The following is a 23202-nucleotide window of genomic DNA, read 5'->3' as shown; positions in this document are numbered from 1 at the left end:
AGCAGGAAGTGAAGGAGGAAACATGGCTCTGCAAGATCCCATCGTCATTGTCGGCGCCGCCCGCACGCCGATCGGCAGTTTTCAGGGTGAACTCAAGGATGCTGTTGCGCCAGAACTTGGCGCAGCAGCGATCCGCGCTGCCCTTGAGCGCAGCGGTGTTGCGGCTGGCGCAATCGAGGAGGTCGTTTTCGGCTGTGTATTGCCCGCCGGCCAGGGGCAGGCGCCGGCGCGCCAGGCGGCAATCCATGCCGGACTGCCTTTTTCGACCGGGGCGAGCACGGTCAACAAAATGTGCGGCTCCGGCATGAAGGCGGTCATGATGGCGCATGACTTCATTGCGGCCGGCAGCGCTTCGATTGCAGTCGCCGGTGGCATGGAAAGCATGACGAATGCGCCCTATCTCCTTGATCGTGCCCGTGCGGGTTACCGGCTCGGCCACGGGCGGGTCGTGGATCATATGTTCCTCGACGGGCTGGAGGATGCTTATGACAAGGGGCGCTTGATGGGCAGCTTCGCCGAGGATTGCGCCGAAGCCTATCAGTTTACGCGCGAGGCGCAGGATGCCTATGCCGTGACGTCGCTGACGCGGGCGCAAAAGGCGATTGCTGAGGGATATTTTGACAGAGAAATCGTCCCAGTCGCCGTGAAATCCGGCAAGACCGAGTTGGTGGCAAGCCATGACGAGCAGCCGGGCAAGGCAAGGCCCGAGAAGATCCCGACGTTAAAGCCGGCCTTTCGTGAGGGCGGCACGGTGACGGCCGCCAATTCCAGTTCGATCTCCGATGGAGCCGCTGCGCTCGTCTTGATGCGTCTTTCGGAGGCGGATCGTCGCGGACTGACGCCGCTTGCCACCATTCTTGGCCATGCCACGCATTCGCAAGAACCCAACCTCTTCGCCACCGCGCCGATCGGGGCTTTGCAGAAGCTTTCAGATCGCACCGGCCTGGCGCTATCTGAGGTCGATCTATTCGAGATCAACGAAGCCTTCGCGGTCGTCGCCATGGCGGCGATGCGTGATCTCGATCTGCCGCATGAGAAGGTGAATGTGCATGGCGGCGCCTGTGCGCTCGGCCATCCGATCGGTGCCTCCGGCGCCCGCATTGTGGTGACGCTGCTCTCGGCGCTGGAGCGTTATCACCTGAGGCGCGGCATGGCAGCTCTTTGCATCGGCGGCGGCGAGGCGACTGCCGTTGCGATCGAGCGGCATTAGGGAAAGGGGAGGGTAGATGATCCTTTCCGAGCTTCAGCAGCAAATCCGCGATCTGGCGCGTGATTTCGCTCGGGAACGTTTGGCGCCCGGCGCGGCAAAACGCGATCGGGAATCTCTCTTTCCCCGCGAAGAATTGAAGGAAATGGGTGAACTCGGGCTTCTCGGCATGCTGGTGCCCGAAGCTTACGGCGGATCGGATACTGGTATCATTGCCTATGCCGCAGCACTCGAAGAGATCGCAGCCGGTGACGGGCCTTGCTCCACCATCATGAGCGTGCACAGTTCGGTCGGCTGCGTGCCCATTCTGAAATTCGGCAATGAGGAGCAGCAAGCGCGTTTCCTGCCGAAGCTTGCGAGCGGCGAGTGGATCGGCGGATTTGCGCTGACCGAGCCGCAGGCGGGCTCCGATGCCTCGAACCTCAAGACGCGGGCGCGACGCGACGGCGATCATTATGTGCTTGACGGCGCCAAGCAGTTCATCACCTCGGGCAAGAACGGACAGGTCATCATCGTCTTTGCCGTTACCGATCCGGATGCCGGCGGGAAGGGCATCACCGCCTTCATCGTGCCGACCGAGACGCCGGGGTATGAAGTGATCCGGGTCGAGGAAAAGCTCGGCCTGCATTCGTCGGATACTTGCCAGATCGCCTTTAACGGAATGCGCATTCCGGCCGAACTCAGGCTTGGCGAGGAAGGCGAAGGCTACCGGATCGCACTTGCCAATCTCGAGGGCGGGCGGATCGGCATCGCGGCACAGGCTGTCGGCATGGCGAGGGCTGCTTTCGATGCTGCACGCGCTTATGCGCGGGAGCGCAGCGCCTTCGGCAAGCCGATCGCCGAGCATCAGGCCGTTGCCTTCCGGCTTGCCGATATGGCAACGCGCATCGAGGCCGCCCGACAACTCGTCTTTCACGCGGCCTCGCTTCGGGAAGCCGGATTGCCATGTCTGTCTGAGGCTTCGATGGCCAAGCTCTTTGCTTCCGAAATGGCCGAACGTGTCTGCTCGGATGCAATCCAGATTCATGGCGGCTATGGCTATATGGCGGACTATCCGGTGGAGCGCATCTATCGCGATGTGCGTATCTGCCAGATCTACGAGGGAACAAGTGACGTGCAGCGCATGGTGATTGCCCGGAATTTATAAGAATGAGGCCTGCTTCCGGAGGAGAGAGGCGGAGCCAATAAAGGGAGGAAAAAGACCATATGGTGGAATCTGCTCGTTTGAGCCTGCATGTCCCAGAACCTGCCGTCCGTCCGGGCGGTCAACCCGATTTTTCCAACGTCAAGATTGCAAAGGCCGGAGCCGTGCCGCGCCCGGAGGTGGATGCCGCATCCGAGGATATCCGCGACCTCGCCTTTCCGATCATTCGTGTGCTTAATCGCGACGGCGAGGCCGTTGGCCCTTGGGCAGGGTCGCTGAGCGACGAGGAGCTGCTGACCGGGCTTCGCAACATGATGAAGCTGCGCGCCTTCGATGCCCGCATGCTGATGGCGCAGCGCCAGGGCAAGACCTCCTTCTACATGCAGCATCTCGGCGAAGAGGCCGTCAGTTGCGCTTTCCGCAAAGCCCTGCGGAGGGGCGACATGAACTTCCCCACTTATCGCCAGGCCGGCCTGTTGATTGCTGACGACTATCCGATGGTCGAGATGATGAACCAGATCTATTCGAATGAGAGCGATCCGCTCCGCGGCCGACAATTGCCCATAATGTATTCCTCCAAGGAACACGGCTTCTTTACGATCTCGGGCAATCTTGCCACGCAATATGTGCAGGCGGTCGGCTGGGCTATGGCCTCGGCGATCAAGAACGACAGCCGCATTGCAGCCGCCTGGATCGGTGACGGTTCGACGGCTGAATCCGACTTCCACTCGGCGCTGGTCTTCGCCTCTACCTATAAGGCGCCTGTGATCCTCAACATCGTCAACAATCAATGGGCGATCTCCACCTTCCAGGGCATTGCCCGCGGCGGGTCCGGCACCTTTGCCGCCCGCGGCCTCGGCTTCGGCATTCCGGCGCTGCGTGTGGACGGCAACGACTATCTCGCTGTTCATGCCGTCGCCCGCTGGGCAGCGGAGCGGGCGCGACGTAATCTCGGTCCGACACTGATCGAATATGTCACCTATCGCGTTGGCGCTCACTCGACCTCGGATGATCCGAGCGCCTATCGCCCGAAAACGGAATCCGAAGCCTGGCCGCTCGGGGATCCTGTCCTGCGGCTGAAGAAGCACCTGATCGTCAGGGGCGTCTGGTCGGAGGAGCGCCATATTCAGGCCGAAGCAGAGATCATGGACGAAGTGATCGAGGCCCAGCGCCAGGCCGAGCAACACGGCACGCTGCATGACGGTGGCAAGCCTTCGGTGCGCGATATCTTCGAAGGCGTCTATGCTGAAATGCCGCCGCACATTCGTCGTCAGCGGCAGAAGGCGGGGTACTGATATGGCCCGGATGACGATGATCGAAGCGGTGCGCAGTGCCATGGACGTTTCGATGGCGCGCGACGACAATGTCGTGGTCTTCGGTGAGGATGTCGGGTATTTCGGTGGCGTCTTCCGCTGCACGCAGGGTCTGCAAGCAAAATACGGCAAGACGCGCTGCTTCGATACGCCGATCAGCGAATCCGGCATTGTCGGTACGGCAATCGGCATGGCGGCCTATGGGCTGAAGCCCTGCGTCGAAATCCAGTTTGCCGATTACATGTATCCGGCATACGACCAGCTGACACAGGAAGCGGCGCGCATCCGTTATCGCTCCAATGGCGACTTCACCTGCCCGATCGTCGTGCGCATGCCGACCGGCGGCGGCATTTTCGGCGGCCAGACGCATAGCCAGAGCCCCGAGGCGCTTTTCACCCATGTCTGCGGCCTGAAAGTGGTCGTTCCCTCCAACCCCTATGACGCCAAAGGCCTGCTGATCGCTGCGATCGAGGATCCCGATCCCGTCATGTTCCTGGAGCCGAAACGGCTTTATAACGGCCCCTTTGACGGCCATCACGAACGGCCGGTGACGCCGTGGTCGAAGCATGATCTCGGCGACGTGCCGGAAGGACATTATACGATCCCGATCGGCAAGGCTGACATGCGGCGCGTTGGCTCGGCCGTGACCGTCATCGCCTATGGCACCATGGTGCATGTGGCGCTTGCTGCCGCCGAGGATGCCGGCATCGATGCGGAAGTGATCGATCTCAGAAGCCTCCTGCCGCTGGATCTCGATACGATCGTCAAATCCGTCGCCAAGACCGGGCGCTGCGTCGTCGTCCACGAAGCTACGCTGACTTCGGGCTTCGGCGCCGAGGTCGTGTCGCTGGTGCAGGAACATTGCTTCTATCAGCTCGAAGCCCCTGTCGTGCGCGTTGCCGGCTGGGACACGCCCTATCCGCATGCGCAGGAGTGGGATTACTTCCCTGGACCCGGCCGCGTCGGGCGGGCGCTAGTCGAAGTGATGGAGGCCTGAGGATGGGCGAATTCACCATCAAGATGCCCGACGTCGGCGAAGGTGTCGCCGAGGCCGAACTCGTGGAATGGCATGTTAAGACCGGCGATCCGGTGCGCGAGGACATGGTGATCGCCGCGGTCATGACCGACAAGGCCACTGTGGAAATCCCGTCACCCGTCAGCGGCACCGTGACCTGGCTTGCTGGGGAGATCGGTGAGCGCATCGCGGTCAAGGCGCCGCTTGTGCGCATCGAAACATCGGGAGAGGTCGATGCAACCGAGCCTGCGGCGATTTCCCAGCCTCTGCCCGCCGAGCTGAAGAAAGTGGAGGCACCCGAACCTGCACCTAAGGTCCCGGCGTCCGCAACCCCGCCCCCAACCTCACCTCTCCAAAAGCCGCTTGCAGCGCCGTCCGTCCGCCTCTTTGCGCGTGAGAGCGGCGTGGATCTGCGTCAGGTACAGGGCACGGGCCCGGCCGGACGGATCCTGCGTGAGGATGTGGAACAGTTGCTGAACCAGGGTACAGCCGTCGTTTCGGCACGAACCGGGCCGGCCAAGAAGACGGCAACCGAAGAGATCAAGCTCACCGGCCTTCGCCGCCGCATCGCTGAGAAAATGGTGGTTGCCACGTCCCGTATTCCCCACATCACCTATGTGGAGGAGGTGGATATGACGGCGCTTGAGGAACTGCGCGCCACTATGAATGCCGACCGCAAGCCCGATCATCCCAAGCTGACGGTCCTGCCCTTTCTGATGCGGGCTCTGGTCAAGGCGATCTTCGAACAGCCCAATGTCAACGCCACATTTGACGACGATGCCGGCATCGTCACGCGTTACAGCGCCGTGCATATCGGCATTGCAACTCAGACCCCGGCCGGCCTGACGGTACCCGTCGTGCGGCATGCCGAAGCACGTGGCATCTTCGACTGCGCCATTGAAATGAACCGGTTGGCCGATTCCGCACGCTCGGGCACGGCAACGCGTGACGAACTATCAGGTTCGACGATCACCATCAGCTCGCTCGGGGCGCTCGGCGGCATCGTCTCGACGCCCGTCATCAATCACCCGGAAGTGGCGATCATCGGCGTCAACAAGATCGCCACGCGGCCGGTCTGGGACGGCACGCAATTCGTGCCGCGCAAGATGATGAACCTCTCCTCCAGCTTCGATCACCGCATCATCGACGGCTGGGATGCGGCGACCTTCGTGCAACGTATCCGCACGCTCCTCGAAACGCCGGCGCTCATTTTCATCGAAGGCTGAGCCATGAAAGAGATTGTCTGCAAGCTCCTCGTCATTGGCGCCGGCCCGGGTGGTTATGTCTGCGCCGTCCGTGCCGGTCAGCTCGGTATCGATACCGTCATCGTCGAGGCCGGCAAGCCCGGCGGCACCTGCCTGACGGTCGGCTGCATTCCCTCCAAGGCACTGATCCATGCGGCGGAGGAATTCGATGCTGCCCAAAGGATGCTGGCCGGCAAGAACCCGATGGGGATTCGTGTTGAAGGCGCCTCCATCGACCTTGCCCGCACAGTCGCTTGGAAGGATGGCATCGTCGGCCGGCTAACCAGCGGTGTCTCCGGCCTGCTGCAAAGGGCGCGGGTCAAGATCGTGCACGGTCGCGCGCACTTCCGGGACGGCAAGACCGTGGAAGTGGAAACGGAGACCGGCCAGCAGATCATCCGCGCCGAGACGGTGGTGATTGCGACAGGTTCCCACCCTGTGGAGCTCCCGAACCTGCCTTTTGGCGGCCGCGTCATTTCCTCGACCGAGGCGCTGTCGTTGGCAGAGGTGCCGAAAAACCTTATGGTCGTCGGCGGCGGTTATATCGGGCTGGAGCTCGGCACCGCTTTTGCGAAGATGGGATCGCAGGTAACTTTGCTCGAAGCGATGCAGCAGGTGCTGCCGCAATATGATGCCGACCTGGTGCGGCCCGTCACACGCAAATTGAGCGAGCGCGGCATCCGTGTGCTGACCGGAGCTAAGGCGCTCGGCCTTTCCGATGGAGGTGATGAGTTATCGATAGAAACGGCCGATGGCCGGCAGCAGACACTTGCTGCAGATCGCATTCTTGTCACCGTGGGCCGCCGTCCGAGAACGGCCGGATCAGGTCTCGAGGAGCTCGATCTCGATCGGGCCGGTCCCTATCTCAGAATCGACGATCGTTGTCGCACCTCCATGCGCGGCGTCTACGCCATCGGTGACGTCACCGGCGAGCCGATGCTGGCGCATCGGGCGATCGCCCAAGGGGAGATGGTCGCTGAAATCATTGCGGGCAAGAAACGCGCCTGGGACAAGCGCTGCATTCCAGCGATCTGCTTCACCGATCCGGAAATTGTCAGCGCCGGCCTCTCGCCGGCGGAGGCACGTGCGCAGGGCTACGACATCAGGACGGGCCAATTTCCCTTCAGCGCCAACGGACGCGCGATGACGATGCTTTCGGAGGAGGGGTTTGTGCGGGTGGTGGCGCGCGCCGATACCAATCTCGTTCTCGGCCTGCAGGCGGTGGGTGCGGGTGTGTCCGAGCTTTCGGCCGCCTTTGCGCTTGCCATCGAAATGGGTGCTCGGCTGGAAGATGTTGCCGGCACGATCCACGCTCACCCAACCCGCAGCGAAGCGGTTATGGAAGCGGCACTCAAGGCCCTGGGCAACGCATTGCACATTTAAGCTTGCATGCATATTGTCTCGTTGCCACCTTGGGATGACGCGGCAGCCGCTTTCTCGCTAGCGAACCCATCCTCAGTGCGGCTCGCTCACTCTGTGTGGGGGGCTGGTTCCACCCTTGTCAGGTCTAATGGAATATCGCTGCTTTCGGCCTGCGCCATCGCCTTGACGAGCGAAATTATCGTCTCGCGGATGCGTTGGTCCTCGATCTTCGCAAAGGCTCTGTTGAGGACGAGGCCCTCTTTCGATCGCAGAAATTCCGCGACCGGATCAACGGGGGCTGAAAGATCGAGGCCGGCAAAGCTCGCTGCCTCCGGCCCATCCTGTTCGAAAAAGAAGGCCGGTGAGATGCGCAGCACGTCGGCAATCTTCTGCAGACGGCTTGCGCCGATGCGATTGATTCCCTTTTCGTATTTCTGGACCTGCTGGAAGGTAACACCGATTTGTTCGGCAAGCCGCTCCTGGCTCATGCCGAGAAGCTGCCTGCGTTTGCGCATGCGCATGCCGACATAGGTATCAATCGCGTTCGGTGTTTTGACGTTCATGTCTTACCTTCTGTCTCTTTCGCTTTCAGTCCGATGACGTATAGACGGCATCTTAATGCTTTTCCACGATTCGTCTTATAGCATATTAGCGATCTGAGAACTGCAGCATAGCGCAGCATTTCACCCGAAGCGATCATAAGAGCGCGAGTGGCGTGACCTGCCAAAATGCCAAATCGGAAGCATAAATCGCGGTGATGCGTACCGCTCCGTTTAAAACTGGGCTGTAATCGTTTCTCCTCATACGATAAATGCTTGTTCAGCGACCGCTGCTGACAATTCTCTTCCCAAGCCCCGATCGCCTCAATAACAGCCCACACAAAACCGACGACGGCCCGATGTGGTTCAGGCCGCGCAGGAGGAAGATCCATGGCATCCGTTGCCGAGAGCGCCCCCCGCTTCGAAAAGACCGCAATGTCCATCCTGGTGGCAGTCAGCTTCTGCCATATGCTCAATGATATCATGCAGTCGCTGCTTGCCTCGCTCTATCCGCTCTTCAAGGCAAATTACAACCTCGACTTCGTACAGATCGGCCTTCTCACCATGACCTTCCAGGTTACGGCCTCGCTGCTCCAGCCGCTTGTCGGTATCGTCACCGACCGGTGGCCGATGCCCTATTCGTTGCCGGTCGGTATGGCCAGCACGTTCTGCGGACTGATCCTGCTTGGCAATGCCGGCAGCTTCGAGCTGCTCCTGGTTGCTGCAAGCCTCATTGGCTTCGGCTCGGCCGTCTTTCATCCGGAATCCTCGCGCGTCGCGCGTCTTGCTTCCGGCGGTCGCCACGGTTTTGCGCAGTCCTTCTTCCAGGTAGGCGGTAATGCTGGCCAGGCGATCGGTCCGCTGCTTGCGGCCTTCGTCGTATTGCCGAACGGTCAACACAGCGTCTCCTGGCTCTCAGGCATCGCTATGATCGGCATGCTGGTCCTGAGCTGGGTCGGGACATGGTACATGAGCCACCGCCGCAAAAATGCCAGCAAGCCGGCGCCGAGCCGCACGCTGCCGCTGTCGCAAAGCAGGGTGGTCTGGGCTCTGCTCATTCTCGTGCTGCTGACTGCAACGAAAAACGTCTACATGGCAAGCGTGTCGAGCTATTTCACTTTCTATGTCATCGATCGCTTCCAGCTCGATGTGCAGCAGGCGCAGCTCATGCTCTTCCTGTTCATGGGATCCGTTGCTGCCGGCACCTTCCTCGGCGGACCTATCGGCGATCGTTTCGGTGCCCGGTTCGTCATCTGGTTCTCGATCCTCGGCGTCATCCCCTTCGCACTGCTGCTGCCCTATGCCAATCTCTTCTGGACGGGCGTGCTGAGTGTCGTCATCGGCCTGGTTTTCGCATCGGCCTTCTCCGCCATCGTCGTCTTCGCGCAGGAGCTGGTGCCGGGGCGCGTCGGCCTGATTGCCGGCGTCTTCTTCGGCTTCGCCTTCGGTGCAGGCGGTCTCGGTGCGGCCTTCCTTGGCGAGTTTGCTGACACCCACGGCATCGCCTTTGTATATCGTATCTGCTCTTACTTGCCGTTGCTCGGCTTGTTCACCATCTTTCTGCCGCGCATCCCAAAACATCGAGCGGTTTAAGTTTTGTGCTCTGAAAGAGGCACCGAAAAGCCGTTCGGTGCCTCTTTGGAATCCGGGCAAGCTTGCGGCGCAACCTTGCATCCGAATGAACATTTTTTCTCCGGCCTCCGGCGAAGACGAATAGTCATTTCTTTAATCTACTATTTTGATGGATAATATCCGCTTTATGATGGAGCCGTTGACGGCGCGATAGTGGAAGGAATTCATATGTCTGCACCCAAACTGATCGGTCTTGCCGGCAGCTTCAATCGTCCCTCGAAAACCTTTGCGCTGGTCGAGAACATCGCCGGCCTCGCCGCCGAAAAATATGGTTTCGACAACACGATCTATGATCTGGCGGATGTCGGACCGTCACTTGGTCAGGCGCTGCGTCGCGACGACCTCGACAACCGCGCTCGGGAAATTATCGCAGATATCGCAAACGCCGACATCCTCGTCATTGGCGCGCCGACCTTCAAAGGCAGCTATCCGGGCCTCTTCAAGCATCTGATCGATCTTATCGACCCGCATGAGCTGCGGGCCAAGCCGATCGTCATCACTGCGACCGGCGGCGGCGATCGTCATGCGCTGATGGTGGAGCACCAATTGCGTCCGCTGTTCGGTTTCTTCATGGCCCACACGCTGCCGACGGCCGTCTATGCCTCCGACCGCGATTTCACCGACTATCGCGTTTCCTCCGAACAGCTTTCGAAGCGCATCGGAGAAGTCATCACCGAGCTTTCCGCTTTCTTTCCGGCCATCAGTCCTGCTCTGATTGCCGCGGAATGAATGTGATCCCGCAACCGATCACCGCGGCGCCCATTGGGCGCCGTTTTCGTTTGAGGGTTGTTTTACGCTGACATTAATCCATAAATTTGATAGAAATTTATCCTGCCGACATCGGCGAGGCGGCAAGAGTTTTTCTGGCGCTGGCAGGACATCGGACGTTCGTGCTTCGCTCGCAATGAGCGCATTTGCAATTATCCGCCTGCTCGGGGCGCTCGGCCTCATTCAGTCAGACGGGATATAAAATGACCAAGAACAACAATCTCAGCACAATTTCTCTCTCGCGCCGTGCGGCTCTCGCTGTTGCCGCCTCTGCGGCCGCACTCCTCGCCTTTGCCGCGCCTGCTCCCTCCTTTGCAGAAGACAAGTCGATCAAGGTCGGCATCATGAGCGGCGAGGACGAGGATGTGTGGCGGGTCGTGGCCAGCGAAGCTGCCAAGAAGGGCCTCAAGATTGAGACGGTCACCTTCAACGACTATACTCAGCCGAACGAAGCGCTGGAGCGCGGCGAAATCGACGCCAATGCCTTCCAGCACCAGCCTTATCTCGACAACCAGATCAAGCAGAACGGTTACCACATCGTCCGGGTCGGCTATACCGGCGTATGGCCGATTGGCCTTTACAGCAAGAAGCACAAGTCTGTCGCCGAGCTGCCTGAGGGCGCGGTGATCGGTGTGCCCAACGATCCGTCCAACGAAGGCCGCGCCCTTCGCGTTCTGCAGAACGAGGGCTTGATTAAGCTTAAGGACGGCACAGGTATTCTTGCAACGATTGCCGATGTCGCCGCAAACCCGAAAAATATCGAGATCAAGGAGCTGGATGCCGGAATCGTCGGCCGCTCGATCGATGACCTCGACGCCGGCGTCGTCAACACCGACTGGGCGCTGAAGAGCGGTCTCTCGCCGGCAGAACGCATCGCGCAGGAGCCGATCGCCGACAACCCCTATCGCAACTTCATTGCGGTGAAAGAAGAGAACAAGAATGCCGACTGGGTGAAGACCCTGGTATCCTCCTATCAGAACGATACGGTAAAGGCCGCGTTCGATAAGGTCTACAAGGGCACCGGCCTTAGCGCATATTGATTTAGACGCGCTCTACGGGGCGCGAAAAATGAGGCGGTCCGGGCCTTTGCCGGGGCCGCCTTCAGCGTTTGTGAAGGAACGAGCATGAATTCAATTGTCTCTGCTTCGGGGATCAAGACGCGACCCGCAGACGCCGAAGAGGTGGTGCGGCTGACGAATGTCAGGCGAAGGTTCGGCGCCACACCCGCGCTCGACGGCATTTCACTGAGTGTGAAGAAAGGTGAAATCCTCGGCATTATCGGCCGCAGCGGCGCCGGCAAATCGACGCTGATCCGCTGCCTGAACGGTCTGGAGCGTGCCGATAGCGGCGAGATCGTCATAGAGGGCCGCAACATCGTCGGACTTGCCGAACAGGATCTCCAGCCGTTGCGTCGTCGTATCGGGATGATTTTCCAGCATTTCAATCTTCTGTCGGCCAAGACCGTCGAAGAGAATGTTGCACTGCCGTTGAAAATCGAAGGGGTCGCCAAGGCCGAGCGGTTGAAGCGGGCGCATGAGCTCTTGGAACTTGTCGGCCTTTCCGACAAGGCCAAAGCCTACCCGTCGTCACTCTCAGGCGGTCAGAAGCAGCGTGTCGGGATTGCCCGCGCGCTTGCCGCCCGCCCGGCTCTGCTGCTCTCCGACGAAGCGACATCGGCGCTTGATCCGGAAACCACCCGCTCGATCCTTGCTCTTCTGAAGGACATTAATCGTAAGCTCGGGCTGACGATCCTGCTGATCACTCACGAAATGGAAGTGGTGCGCGGCATAGCCGATCGCGTCGCGGTCATCGATGCAGGCCGTATCGTCGAAGAGGGCCAGGTGTGGTCGGTCTTCGGTAATCCGCAGGCGACGATCACCAAGAGCCTTCTCGGCGGCATCCGTCCGCAGTTGCCAGAGCATATTGCCGCGCGCCTGTCACAGGCCGGCGGTACGGAAGCGATCCTCAGCGTCGATCTTTCCGGTCCGCAGGCGCAGGGCGCACTCTTTGCCGATCTGTCGGCTGCACTGCCACACTCCTTCCGGCTGGTGCATGGCGGCATCGATCATATCCAGAACCAGCCGGTGGCGCGGTTCTTCATTGCCGTTCCGGCACGCGATGCGACCCTTGCCGCAAAGGTCGAACAATTTCTAAAGGCCCGGTCCGCCCGGGTGGAGGTGCTTGGTTATGACACCGATCATGATTAATCTGCTGTTGCGCTCTCTATGGGAGACGGTGCTGATGACGGCGGCCTCCGGCGTCATCTCGCTTGTTGCCGGCTTGCCGCTTGGACTGGCATTGGTGCTGACGAACCGGGGCGGCATTGCCGAAAATTCTTGGATCAACCGCATCCTCGGCTCTGTCATCAACGGCTTTCGCTCGGTGCCGTTCATCATTCTTCTGGTGGCGTTGATCCCGCTGACGCGATTGATCGTCGGCACGGCGATCGGCACCTGGGCAGCCATCGTCCCGCTTGCCATCGCCGCCACGCCCTATTATGCGCGTATCGCCGAAGTCTCCCTGCGCGAGGTCGATCGTGGCCTGATCGATGCGGTCCGCGCCATGGGCGGAAATCGTTGGACGATCATCCGCGAGGTTCTGGTTCCTGAGGCACTGCCAGGCATCGTCGCCGGCTTCACCGTTACGCTGGTAACGCTGATCGGCGCATCCGCCATGGCCGGCGCAATCGGTGCCGGCGGTCTCGGTGACCTTGCCATCCGTTATGGCTATCAGCGTTTCGAGACCAATGTGATGATCGCGGTCGTGGTTGTGCTCATCGTCCTGGTCTGCGGCATCCAGTGGTTGGGCGACCGGCTGGTCGCCCGCGTGGATCATCGCTGAGATCTGAACTGCGCGGCGGGATGGCTGGCGGGTAGCAGGCCGTTGCCGCCGAACAATTTCCGGCGCAGCGGTCCTTCCGCATAATCGGCCTTGAACAGACCGCGTTCTTGGAGCACCGGCACGACGAGATCGATAAAGTCGTTGAGGCTTTCTGGCGCCACGGTGCGCGCCAGATTGAAGCCGTCAATGCCACCCTCTTCGATCCAGCACTGCAGAGTATCGGTGACCTGTTCCGGTGAGCCGATAATCGGCTTCATGCGGCTGCCGAGCACCATCTGATCGATGATCTGCCGCTTGGTGAGCGGCTTTGCCGCCTGCGTGGTGATCGCCGCCAGTGCCGACTGATTGGCGTTGGTCGAGCTCTGATCGATTACATCATCAAGCCCATATTTCGAAAAGTCGACGCCGACGGAGGCGGAATAATGGGCGAGCGAGGCCTCGACACTTGCATGCCGGCGATAGTCCTCAAGCTTCTCGTGTGCCCGGGCTTCGGTTTCTGCGACAACAACGGTGATCAGGCTCAGGATCTTGATCGCGTCAGCGCCGCGGCCATTTGCCTGGGTTTTGGCGCGAAGCGCATCGACGGTCGGGCGCGCCGATTGTGGCGTCGGCCCGGCAATGAAGACGCATTCGGCATGGCGGGCGGCAAAATCCTGCCCGCGCGCGGATGCGCCGGCCTGGAAGAGCAGCGGCGTGCGCTGCGGCGAGGGTTCGGCAAGATGGATGCCCTCCATCTGGTAAAATCGGCCGTTGTGGCTGACGGCACGCACCTTCTTCGCATCGGCAAAGATGCCCCGCTCCCTGTCGCGCAGCACTGCGTCGTCGTCCCAGCTTCCCTCCCAGAGCTTGTAGAGGATCTCAAGATATTCCTCGGCGGCATCATAACGCACATCATGTTCCGGCAGCTTGTCGAAGCCCATGCTGCGGGCGGCACTGTCGAGATAGCCGGTCACGACATTCCAGCCGATGCGTCCCTTGGTCAAATGATCGAGTGTCGACATGCGCCGCGCCAGCAGGAACGGAGGTTCGAAGGTCGTATTGACAGTGACACCAAAGCCGAGATGCTTCGTAACGAAAGCCATGGCCGAAATCGGCATCAGCGGATCATTGACAGGGATCTGCGCGCCCGTCTCGACGACCGGGGCCGGGCTATTCTTATAGACATCGTATACGCCGACAATATCGGCAAGAAATATGCCGTCCAATTTTCCGCGTTCGGCGGTGCGCGCAAATTCCGCCCAGTAATCAAGGTCGGTATAATTGACCGAGCGATCGCGCGGATGCGTCCACATGCCATGGTTTATGTGACCGACGCAGTTCATGTCGAAGGCGTAGATCTGCATTTTCTTCATCCGATACTGTCCTGAAAATTTTTGCCGTTCGTTTGCTGGAATCGTCGGGTGAATCGGGAAACCACCGCTTCTTCCGCACAAATTAGAAGCAATTTATCCCTCATGCCCGATTCCGGAAATTTTCTATCTCTATAAAATCTATGAATTTCACAATGATCTACCAACATTCCCGAGGCGGAATGATGTTGAACATTGCGGGAGAGGGATATGAAAATCAACCGACGCAACCTGTTGGGCACGGCAGCCGCCGCTGTCCTCACCTTCACCACCTATGCTGCCCACGCTGCCGATCTCACCCTCAATATCGGCTACCAGCCGATCGTCGAGCCGTCGCGCGTGCCACAGGCTGATGGGACCTATGAGAAGGAAACCGGTGCCAAGATCCATTGGCAGAAATTCGACAGCGGTGCCGATGTCATCGCTGCCATCGCTTCCGGTTCCATCGATATCGGCTATGTCGGCTCGTCGCCGCTTGCCGCTGCCGCCAGTCGCGAACTGCCGATCGAGACGATCTATGTGGTCGGCCTGATCAGCGATGCCGAAGCGCTTGCTGTCAAGAATATCGCCAAGCCGGAGGATCTGAAGGGCAAGAAGATCGCGACCCCCTTCGTCTCGACCGCGCATTATAGCCTGCTGACGGCGCTGAAACATTGGAAGGTCGATCCGAAGTCGGTGCAGATCCTCAACCTGCGCCCGCCGGAAATTGCCGCTGCCTGGGAGCGTGGTGATATCGACGGCGCCTACGTCTGGGATCCGGTCCTGGCGCAGCTCAAGAAGAGCGGCAGCGTGTTGGCGACGTCCGCCGACGTCGCCAAGTGGGGCGGCCCGACTTTCGACGCCTGGATCGTCAGCAAGAAATTTGCCGAAGCCCATCCGGAAGTCGTCACCGGCTTCGTGAAGGTGACGGGTGCGGCTTACGCCTCCTATCTCGCCAATCCGGATAGCTGGAACGCGACCTCGCCGGAAGCTGAGAAGATCGCCAAGCTGACAGGCGCCAAAGTCGACGAAGTGCCAGCTCTTCTCAAGGGCTACACCTTCCCGAGCCTGAAGGAGCAGGCAAGCGGCGAGCTTCTCGGCGGCGGTACGACAAAGGCAGTTGCCGAAACCTCCGCCTTCCTTCTGGAGCAGGGTAAGATCCCCTCCGTTCTGAAGGACTACAGTCCCTATGTTTCCGACCGCTTTGTCAAGGAAGCCGCCAAAGCAGGTCTCTGATCCTCCCAAGGGTCCCGGCGCAGCTTCGGCTGCGCCGGTTTTCAAACAGGCGACGCTCATGAGCATACTTTCTCTGCAATCCCTATCGCTCGATTACGTCGAGGCGGGCAGCCGTCGCAAAAGGCGGGTGCTCGATAACATCAACCTGCATATCGCCTCGGACGAATTCGTCGTCGTCATCGGCCGTTCGGGCTCCGGCAAGACCAGCCTTCTCAATCTCGCTGCAGGTTTCACTGAGCCCAGCGAAGGCCGTGTGCTGGTCGACGGACGGGAAGTCGACGGCCCGGGCGCGGACCGCGCCGTCGTCTTTCAGGACGACGCGCTCTATCCCTGGCTGACAGCTGCCGGGAACGTTGCCTTCCCTCTGAAGCTCCGGAAGGTTGCCAGGGCCGAAAGACAGCGTCGTGCAGAGGCGCTGCTTGCCAAGGTCGGCCTCGATGGTTCAGCCCATAAGAATATCTGGGAGCTTTCCGGCGGCATGCGTCAGCGTGTCGGTATCGCCCGTGCCCTTGCCTCCGGTCCGCGTTTCCTTCTGCTCGACGAGCCGCTCGGCGCGCTCGATGCGCTGACCCGCAGCCGTATGCAGAAATTTCTGCTCGATGTCTGGGTCGAAAGCAAAACGGGCGCATTGCTAATCACCCACAGCCTCGACGAGGCCCTGTTGCTGGCCACGCGCGTCGTCGTGCTGGCGCCCAATCCCGGTCGCGTGGTGGCCGACATCAGAACCGAGTTCGGCAGGGCGCTTCTCGGCGGCGAAAGCGTGAAAGACATCAAGGCGCTCTCAACCTTCAAGAGCCTGCATGATGAGTTGACGGCGCTCATCCACGCGGATGAAGAGGAGATTGCCGCATGAGCGTCGAAGCCGAAACACTGGCGACTGCAGTATCGGAGCAACAGCCAGAATGGCGATCGAAAGGCCGCGGCACGCTGCTGATCTCGCTTGCGACGATTGCCATTGTCATCGCCGGCTGGAGCCTTGCTTCAGCCTATGGCGCCGTCTCGCCGGTTTTCCTGCCGTCGCCGCTTGTTGTCGCAAAATCGCTTGCCAATGTGGCAGTCAATGGCTTTGTCGATTCCACGCTTGCCGAGCACACCCTGGCAAGCCTGCTGCGTATCTTTGCAGCCCTTGCTGTGTCGCTTCTCATTGGCGTGCCCGCCGGTCTTGCGATTGCCACGAGCCGCATCGGCAAGGGAACGCTCGATCCGATCGTCGAATTCTTGCGTCCTTTGCCCCCACTTGCCTATCTGCCCCTGATCATCATCTGGGTTGGAATTGGAGAGGCCTCGAAGGTTACGGTTATATCGCTCGCCATGCTGCCGCCGATCATCCTGTCGACTGCATCGGGGGTCAAATCCGCACCGGCCGATTTCGTCAACGCCGCCCGCGCCTTCGGCGCAAGCCGGCTGCAGGTACTGCTGCATGTCATCCTTCCAGGCGCCATTCCGTCGATCCTGACGGGCACGCGGATCGCACTCGGCGCCGGGTGGTCAACGCTCGTTGCAGCCGAATTAGTGGCCGCAAGCCAGGGCCTCGGCTTCATGATTCAGTCGGCGGCGCAGTTCCTGGTGACGGATATCGTCATCGGCGGCATCATTGTCATTGCCGCGATCGCTTTCCTGCTGGAACTGCTGGCGCGATTGATCGAGCGGCTCGTCGTGCCCTGGGCTGCTCATCGTTGAAGGCCTATCATCGCCTCACCGATCAAATTATCCTAAGGCTCTATCGCGCTGCGTAACCGCGAGGTGATAGCGTGGTTCGCGGACAATGCCGGAGGATGATATGACGAAGAAGACGCTGTCGGACTGGGAGGCACTGGCAGAAAAGGAGCTGCGTGCGGCGCCGGAAACGCTGACCTGGCACACGCCAGAAGGTATCGACGTCAAACCGCTCTATACGGCAGCCGATCTTAATGGCGTCGATGTCGACGGCTGGCCTGGATTTGCACCCTTCACCCGTGGTCCGCGCGCCACCATGTATGCCGGTCGGCCCTGGACGATCCGACAATATGCGGGCTTCTCGACCGCCGAGGAATCCAACGCCTTCTATCGGCGTAATCTCGCCGCCGGCCAAAAGGGTCTTTCCGTCGCCTTCGACCTTGCAACCCACCGCGGCTACGACAGCGACCATCCGCGGGTCGTCGGCGATGTCGGTAAGGCGGGTGTCGCGATCGACAGTGTCGAGGACATGAAGATCCTCTTCGACGGCATTCCGCTGCAGGACATGTCCGTCTCCATGACGATGAACGGCGCCGTGATCCCGATTCTGGCGAGTTTCATTGTCGCCGGTGAGGAGCAGGGTGTTTCGAAGGCGGAGCTTTCGGGGACCATCCAGAACGACATCCTCAAGGAGTTCATGGTCCGCAACACCTATATCTACCCGCCCGAGCCCTCGATGCGCATCGTTGCCGATATCATCGAATATACGGCAAAGGAGATGCCGAAATTCAATTCGATCTCGATCTCCGGCTACCACATGCAGGAGGCCGGTGCGACGCTTGTCCAGGAACTTGCCTTCACGCTGGCCGATGGGCGCGAATATGTGCGTGCGGCAATCGCCAAGGGCCTGAACGTCGATGATTTCGCCGGCCGGCTTTCTTTTTTCTTTGCGATCGGCATGAACTTCTTCATGGAAGCGGCCAAGCTCCGCGCCGCGCGCTTGCTCTGGACCCGCATCATGGAGGAATTCCAGCCGAAGAAGGCCTCCTCGCTGATGCTGCGAACCCATTGCCAGACATCGGGCGTCTCCCTGCAGGAACAGGATCCCTATAACAACATCATCCGCACCGCCTTCGAGGCGATGTCGGCCGTGCTCGGCGGCACACAATCGCTGCATACCAATTCCTTCGACGAGGCGATCGCCTTGCCGACGGAATTTTCAGCCCGCATCGCCCGCAACACCCAGCTCATCCTGCAGCACGAGACGGGTGTCACCAAGGTCGTCGATCCGCTCGCTGGCTCTTACTATGTGGAGAGCCTGACGAAGGAACTGGCCGACAAGGCCTGGGCATTGATCGAGGAGGTTGAGGCGCTCGGTGGCATGACGAAAGCCGTTAACGAAGGCCTGCCGAAGCGGCTTATCGAGGAGGCTGCCGCTCGCCGTCAGGCTGCCGTCGACAAGGGCGAGGAAATCATCGTCGGCGTCAACAAGTACCGGCTGGAGGCCGAGCAGCCGATCGAGATTCTCGAGATTGACAACAGCGCGGTTCGCGCCGCGCAGATCCGCCGGATCGAGGAGACCAAGCGCCGTCGCGATATCGTGAAGGTTAGGGAGGCGCTTGCGGCGCTTTCTGCCGTTGCCCGCAGCGGCAATGGCAACTTGCTCGCCGCTGCCGTCGAAGCGGCCCGTGTTCGCGCTACCGTCGGTGAAATCTCCGATGCGATGCGCGAAGTCTTCGGCGATCATTTGGCCACACCCAAGGTTATCCGCGGTATTTACGGAAGCGCATATGAGGACGAGCCCGAGCTCGACGTTTTGAGGGGTCGCATGGCGGATGTGACCGAGGCTATGGGCCGCAAGCCGAAGATCATGGTCGCCAAGCTCGGCCAGGACGGACACGATCGCGGCGCCAAGGTGATCGCATCGGCCTTCGGCGATGTCGGCTTTGACGTTCTCACCGGCCCTTTGTTCCAGACGCCCGAAGAGGCGGCCAGCATGGCGCTCAGCGAGAGGGTGAACGTGGTTGGCGTCTCGTCGCTGGCGGCTGGTCATCGCACACTGTTGCCGCAGTTGATAGATCGGCTGAAAGAGCAGGGCGGTGGCGATATTATCGTCGTCTGTGGTGGCGTCATCCCCCGGCAGGACTACGAGTTCCTGCACGAACACGGTGTTGCCGCCGTCTTTGGCCCGGGAACCAACGTATTGGAGGCCGCAAACTCCGTCCTCGACCTCCTGCAGGGCATCAGGCGAAACCAGTAGCTTAAAGCAATCCGCGCTTGGCAAGGTTGCTCATCAGCGCCGAGATCCCGAAGGTCCAGGGCGGGCATTCGGTTGAAAGCCGGACCGTATTGACCAGCGCGCCGAGGCCGGCTGAGGAGATTTCCACGACATCGCCGATCTTGTGGGTAAAGCCCTGGTTCTTGGCATCGCGATCCTGTGTTGGCGCAAAGAGCGTGCCGAGAAATAGCATGAATCCATCCGGATACTGGTGATGGGCGCCGACCGTCTGCCTGACGAGATCGGTCGGGTCGCGGCTGATCTGCGACATGGAGCTCTTGCCGTGCAGCACGAAGCCATCTTCGCCAGTGACCTTAAGGTCGAGCTCGGCCCTGCGCACATCGTCGAGACCGTAGGTCGCGTCGAACAGGCGGATGAAGGGGCCGATGGAGCACGAGGCATTGTTGTCCTTAGCCTTGCCAAGCAGTAGCGCCGAACGTCCCTCGACATCGCGCAAGTTCACGTCATTGCCGAGTGTTGCACCCTTGATCTCGCCGCGGCTGTTGACCGCCAGCACGATCTCCGGCTCCGGATTGTTCCAGGTTGAGATCGGGTGAAGGCCAACATCCGAGCCCCAGCCGACGGATGAGAGAACCGGCGACTTGGTGAAAACCTCTGCATCCGGGCCGATGCCGACCTCAAGATATTGCGACCAGATTCCTTCCTCGATCAGCGCCTGCTTGACCGTGCCGGCCTCGGGCGACCCGGCCTTGATATTGGTCAGACTGCCGCCGATCAGGATGCTGACGCGTTCGCGAATAGCGGCGGCACGGTCGGGATTACCGGCTGCTTTTTCCTCGATGACGCGCTCGATCATCGATTGGGCAAAGGTCACGCCGCAGGCCTTGATCGCCTGCAGATCGGCAGGGGCGAGAAGATAGGTTTTGCTCGCATCCGGCTTGCCAGTGCTATTTGCTGCGATCTCCACCAGCGTACCGAGCGACTTGCCGCTTGCGGCTCGGACAAATTGCGCCGCATCGGCACGCTCGAGCAGCGCGCTTAGGGTCGGTGCCGCCGAAGAGGTGATGTCGATGAGGGCGCCATTGCGCAGCGTCACGATGCTCGGACCGGAGACTTCCGGGTTCCAGACGCGACCGACAAACAGGCCGCCCGCAGCGGCAGCATCGAGAGGGGATTGGGACATGGTGATCTTCCGTCAATGGCGGAGCGGGGAGCGCTCGTGCAGAAAGGGATGGCTGCCGTCCTCCTACCTGACGGCTCCCAGAAATCGAGCACATTCATCTAACAAGGGCAAGTCTCGACAGGTGGAAAGCGGCTCGTGCTCGCGTTGTACCGAGCTGAAGCAACGGAATGCTAAAGCGGCATTTTCTCATAACTTATAACTATTTAGATACAAAATAACCTTTCTGTTTCATATATTTACCAGTATGGCAAAGCTCTTTTGCCATCGATCTCGCCTTGACAGGACCTCTCTTTCGTTATCTGTTTTGCACCATGGAGGAGGGTCGGCAATGCCGACCTTCGAATTTTCCCCGAGAGGACAATAGTGCAATGCTGAGATTTGCCGTCGTCGGGATCGACCATGGGCACACGTTCGATCATGTGAAGGGGCTGCTGGCGGCAGGCGCCGAATTCGTCGGCTACTGCCCGCAGACCACGGTACCTGCGATCCGTGAGATGTTCGAGAAGACTTATCCGGATGCGCCGCAGATCGACCGGGAAAAGATTTTCGCCGATCCCTCGATCGACGTCATCTGCATTGCCGCTATTCCGCGCGACCGCGCAGGCCTTGCCATCCGCGCCATGAAGGCTGGCAAAGATGTCATGACCGACAAGCCGGGTGTGACGACTTTCGCCCAGCTTGAAGAGGTCAAGCATACCGTTGCCGAGACCGGCAAGATCTTCTCCATCTGCTTTTCCGAGCGCCATTGCGTTCGCTCTGCCGTCAAAGCCGGCAAGCTCATCAAGGAAGGCGCGATCGGCAAGGTCATCCAGACGCTCGGCATGGGGCCGCACCGCCTGCAATTGCCGACACGGCCGGACTGGTTCTTCGACCCGGAAGCCTTCGGCGGCATCATCGTCGATATCGCCTCGCATCAGGTCGATCAGTTCCTGTTCTACACCGGCTCGACGACGGGCGAGGTGGTCGCAAGCTCGGTCGGCAATTTCGGCATGCCGGAAAAGCCTGCCTTCCAGGATTTCGGTGAAGTGCTGCTGCGTTCCGAGAAGGCAACAGGTTATATCCGCGTCGACTGGTTCACGCCGGAGGCGCTGCCGACATGGGGCGACGGACGCCTGACCATCCTCGGTACCGAGGGCTACATCGAGCTGCGCAAATATATCGATATCGCCGGCCGGCCGGGCAAGGATCATCTCTTCCTCGTCAACGGCAAGGAGATGACGCATATCGACTGCAGCAGCGAGACGCTCGATTATTTCGACGCCTTTGCCGCCGACGTGCGCGACCGCAGTGAAACTGCGATGACTCAGAACCACGTCTACGAGGTCTGCCGCCTGTCGCTCGAAGCGCAAACGAAGGCCGCCCGCATCGGTACCCGCTGAAGGAAAACATCATGACACGGAAACTGCGCGTCGGCGTTCTCGGCGCAGGCATTGCCGAACGGCATCTGATAGGTTTTCGTTGGAACAGCGATCTCTTCGAGGTTCCCGTTCTCTGCTCTCTCGATGCGGATCGTGGCCAGCCGCTCTGCGAGGAGCACAAGATCCCCGAATATACGCAGGACACAAATTCGCTCTTTGCCCGCGACGATCTCGACATCATCGATATCGCCACGCCGCCGAGCTCGCATTTCGAGCTCTGCAAGAAGGCGATCGAGAGTGGCAAGCATGTAATCTGCGAAAAGCCGCTCTTCGGTTCGATTGCCGAGGTCGACGAGATGGAAAAGATCCTTGCGCGCTCGAACGGGCGCAAGCTGATGCCGATCTTTCAGTATCGCTATGGCACCGGCCTGCAGAAACTGAAGCTGTTGATCGAACGCGGCCTTGCCGGTAAGCCGTTTCTGACAACCATCGAAACGCACTGGTGGCGCGGTTCGGATTATTATGCCGTACCCTGGCGCGGCAAATGGGCGACCGAGCTCGGGGGCGGTCTGCTCGGCCACGCGATTCATGCTCATGACATGCTGAACTATGTGCACGGCCCTTGCGCCGAGGTGTTTTCCTATGGCGCCACACTGGTCAACCCGATCGAGGTCGAAGACACCGCTTCGCTGTCGGTGAAGATGAAGAATGGCTCGCTCGCCACGCTTTCGATGACGCTCGGTTCCCGCAAGGAGATTTCCAGGCTGCGCTTCTGTTTCAGCAATCTGGTCGCTGAAAGCATTCTGGAGCCCTATACGATGGGCCGCGATCCCTGGACTTTCATCGCCGGAACCGAAGAACATCAGGCCCACGTCGATGCCGCACTTGCCGGCTACGAGGTCAAGGAAGACGGCTATACGCGTCAATTCGAGCTCTTTCACCGAGCGATTATCGAGGACCGGGATCCGCCGGTGACCCTGCAGGACGCCCGCAATTCGCTGGAGCTGGTAACCGCTGCCTATCATTCGCAACGAACCGGCCGGCCGACGCCGATGCCGATCACCGCCGATCATTCGCTCTATGCCTCCTGGCTTCCGGAAGAAGCTCGACGGTCTGCCGCCAGCGCGTGAGACGAAA

General features: G+C 60.3%; 20 protein-coding genes. 17 read left to right on the top strand and 3 right to left on the bottom strand.

Annotation, left to right across the window (positions count from 1 at the left end; genetic code table 11):
• The first annotated feature begins 22 nt into the window (after window positions 1-22).
• Genes FHX15_RS15255 through lpdA form a run of 6 tightly spaced genes read left to right on the top strand, consistent with a single transcriptional unit; the run spans window position 23 to window position 7306 of the window.
• Window positions 23-1210: an acetyl-CoA C-acyltransferase gene (locus FHX15_RS15255; protein ID WP_184398429.1), complete on the top strand. Its 1188-nt coding sequence runs from the start codon at window positions 23-25 to the stop codon at window positions 1208-1210.
• 16 nt (window positions 1211-1226) lie between these two features.
• Window positions 1227-2354: an acyl-CoA dehydrogenase family protein gene (locus tag FHX15_RS15250; protein ID WP_184398426.1), complete on the top strand. Its 1128-nt coding sequence runs from the start codon at window positions 1227-1229 to the stop codon at window positions 2352-2354.
• A 59-nt stretch (window positions 2355-2413) separates the two neighbouring features.
• Window positions 2414-3646 (top strand): 3-methyl-2-oxobutanoate dehydrogenase (2-methylpropanoyl-transferring) subunit alpha, encoded by a 1233-nt coding sequence (locus FHX15_RS15245; RefSeq protein WP_184398424.1) that lies wholly within the window; start codon window positions 2414-2416, stop codon window positions 3644-3646.
• A 1-nt stretch (window position 3647) separates the two neighbouring features.
• Window positions 3648-4661 (top strand): alpha-ketoacid dehydrogenase subunit beta, encoded by a 1014-nt coding sequence (locus tag FHX15_RS15240; protein WP_184398422.1) that lies wholly within the window; start codon window positions 3648-3650, stop codon window positions 4659-4661.
• Window positions 4662-4663: 2 nt separating this feature from the next.
• Entirely contained in the window at window positions 4664-5905 is a 1242-nt protein-coding gene (locus tag FHX15_RS15235) for a dihydrolipoamide acetyltransferase family protein (RefSeq protein ID WP_184398421.1), read from the top strand.
• A 3-nt stretch (window positions 5906-5908) separates the two neighbouring features.
• Window positions 5909-7306, top strand: coding sequence for a dihydrolipoyl dehydrogenase (gene lpdA / locus FHX15_RS15230; protein ID WP_184398419.1), 1398 nt, complete (start codon window positions 5909-5911; stop codon window positions 7304-7306).
• An 86-nt stretch (window positions 7307-7392) separates the two neighbouring features.
• Here the strand turns inward: lpdA and FHX15_RS15225 are convergent, their stop codons facing one another.
• On the bottom strand, window positions 7393-7848 hold the full coding sequence (locus FHX15_RS15225; protein WP_184398417.1) for a helix-turn-helix domain-containing protein: 456 nt from the start codon (window positions 7846-7848) through the stop codon (window positions 7393-7395).
• A 366-nt stretch (window positions 7849-8214) separates the two neighbouring features.
• Between FHX15_RS15225 and FHX15_RS15220 the strand changes: the two genes are divergently transcribed.
• The 5 genes from FHX15_RS15220 (at window position 8215) to FHX15_RS15200 (ending at window position 13065) form a co-directional block, all read left to right on the top strand.
• Entirely contained in the window at window positions 8215-9417 is a 1203-nt protein-coding gene (locus FHX15_RS15220; protein ID WP_184398415.1) for an MFS transporter, read from the top strand.
• 207 nt (window positions 9418-9624) lie between these two features.
• Window positions 9625-10185, top strand: coding sequence for an FMN reductase (gene msuE, locus FHX15_RS15215; protein WP_184398413.1), 561 nt, complete (start codon window positions 9625-9627; stop codon window positions 10183-10185).
• Window positions 10186-10427: 242 nt separating this feature from the next.
• Window positions 10428-11264 (top strand): MetQ/NlpA family lipoprotein, encoded by an 837-nt coding sequence (locus tag FHX15_RS15210; protein WP_184398411.1) that lies wholly within the window; start codon window positions 10428-10430, stop codon window positions 11262-11264.
• 84 nt (window positions 11265-11348) lie between these two features.
• Window positions 11349-12431, top strand: coding sequence for a methionine ABC transporter ATP-binding protein (locus FHX15_RS15205; RefSeq protein WP_184398409.1), 1083 nt, complete (start codon window positions 11349-11351; stop codon window positions 12429-12431).
• Window positions 12412-13065, top strand: coding sequence for a methionine ABC transporter permease (locus FHX15_RS15200; RefSeq protein WP_184398407.1), 654 nt, complete (start codon window positions 12412-12414; stop codon window positions 13063-13065). The genes FHX15_RS15205 and FHX15_RS15200 overlap by 20 nt, the downstream gene beginning before the upstream one ends.
• Here the strand turns inward: FHX15_RS15200 and FHX15_RS15195 are convergent.
• Window positions 13056-14417, bottom strand: coding sequence for an LLM class flavin-dependent oxidoreductase (locus FHX15_RS15195; protein ID WP_184398405.1), 1362 nt, complete (start codon window positions 14415-14417; stop codon window positions 13056-13058). The genes FHX15_RS15200 and FHX15_RS15195 overlap by 10 nt on opposite strands.
• A gap of 207 nt (window positions 14418-14624) precedes the next feature.
• Between FHX15_RS15195 and tauA the strand changes: the two genes are divergently transcribed.
• The 4 genes from tauA (at window position 14625) to scpA (ending at window position 19545) form a co-directional block, all read left to right on the top strand.
• Window positions 14625-15629, top strand: coding sequence for a taurine ABC transporter substrate-binding protein (gene tauA, locus FHX15_RS15190; RefSeq protein ID WP_184398403.1), 1005 nt, complete (start codon window positions 14625-14627; stop codon window positions 15627-15629).
• A gap of 58 nt (window positions 15630-15687) precedes the next feature.
• The gene (locus FHX15_RS15185; RefSeq protein WP_184398401.1) at window positions 15688-16482 is read left to right on the top strand and encodes a taurine ABC transporter ATP-binding protein; all 795 of its coding nucleotides are present in this window, start codon (window positions 15688-15690) and stop codon (window positions 16480-16482) included.
• A complete protein-coding gene (locus FHX15_RS15180; protein ID WP_184398399.1) occupies window positions 16479-17309 on the top strand; it encodes an ABC transporter permease subunit in 831 nt (276 codons plus the stop codon). Before FHX15_RS15185 ends, FHX15_RS15180 begins: the two co-directional genes overlap by 4 nt.
• Window positions 17310-17409: 100 nt before the next feature.
• Window positions 17410-19545, top strand: a complete 2136-nt coding sequence (gene scpA / locus FHX15_RS15175; protein ID WP_184398397.1) for a methylmalonyl-CoA mutase — start codon at window positions 17410-17412, stop codon at window positions 19543-19545.
• 1 nt (window position 19546) lies between these two features.
• Here scpA and FHX15_RS15170 read toward each other — a convergent pair whose 3' ends face one another.
• The gene (locus tag FHX15_RS15170; RefSeq protein WP_184398395.1) at window positions 19547-20707 is read right to left on the bottom strand and encodes a fumarylacetoacetate hydrolase family protein; all 1161 of its coding nucleotides are present in this window, start codon (window positions 20705-20707) and stop codon (window positions 19547-19549) included.
• 368 nt (window positions 20708-21075) lie between these two features.
• Between FHX15_RS15170 and FHX15_RS15165 the strand changes: the two genes are divergently transcribed.
• Window positions 21076-22086: a Gfo/Idh/MocA family protein gene (locus FHX15_RS15165; protein WP_184398393.1), complete on the top strand. Its 1011-nt coding sequence runs from the start codon at window positions 21076-21078 to the stop codon at window positions 22084-22086.
• 11 nt (window positions 22087-22097) lie between these two features.
• Window positions 22098-23195 (top strand): Gfo/Idh/MocA family protein, encoded by a 1098-nt coding sequence (locus FHX15_RS15160; RefSeq protein ID WP_184398391.1) that lies wholly within the window; start codon window positions 22098-22100, stop codon window positions 23193-23195.
• Window positions 23196-23202: the final 7 nt, after the last annotated feature.

The sequence above is a fragment of the Rhizobium sp. BK650 genome (assembly GCF_014195325.1).
Taxonomy (GTDB): Bacteria; Pseudomonadota; Alphaproteobacteria; order Rhizobiales; family Rhizobiaceae; genus Rhizobium.
The sequence above is the reverse complement of the archived record's forward strand: the minus strand, read 5'-3'. Positions and strand labels throughout refer to the sequence as shown.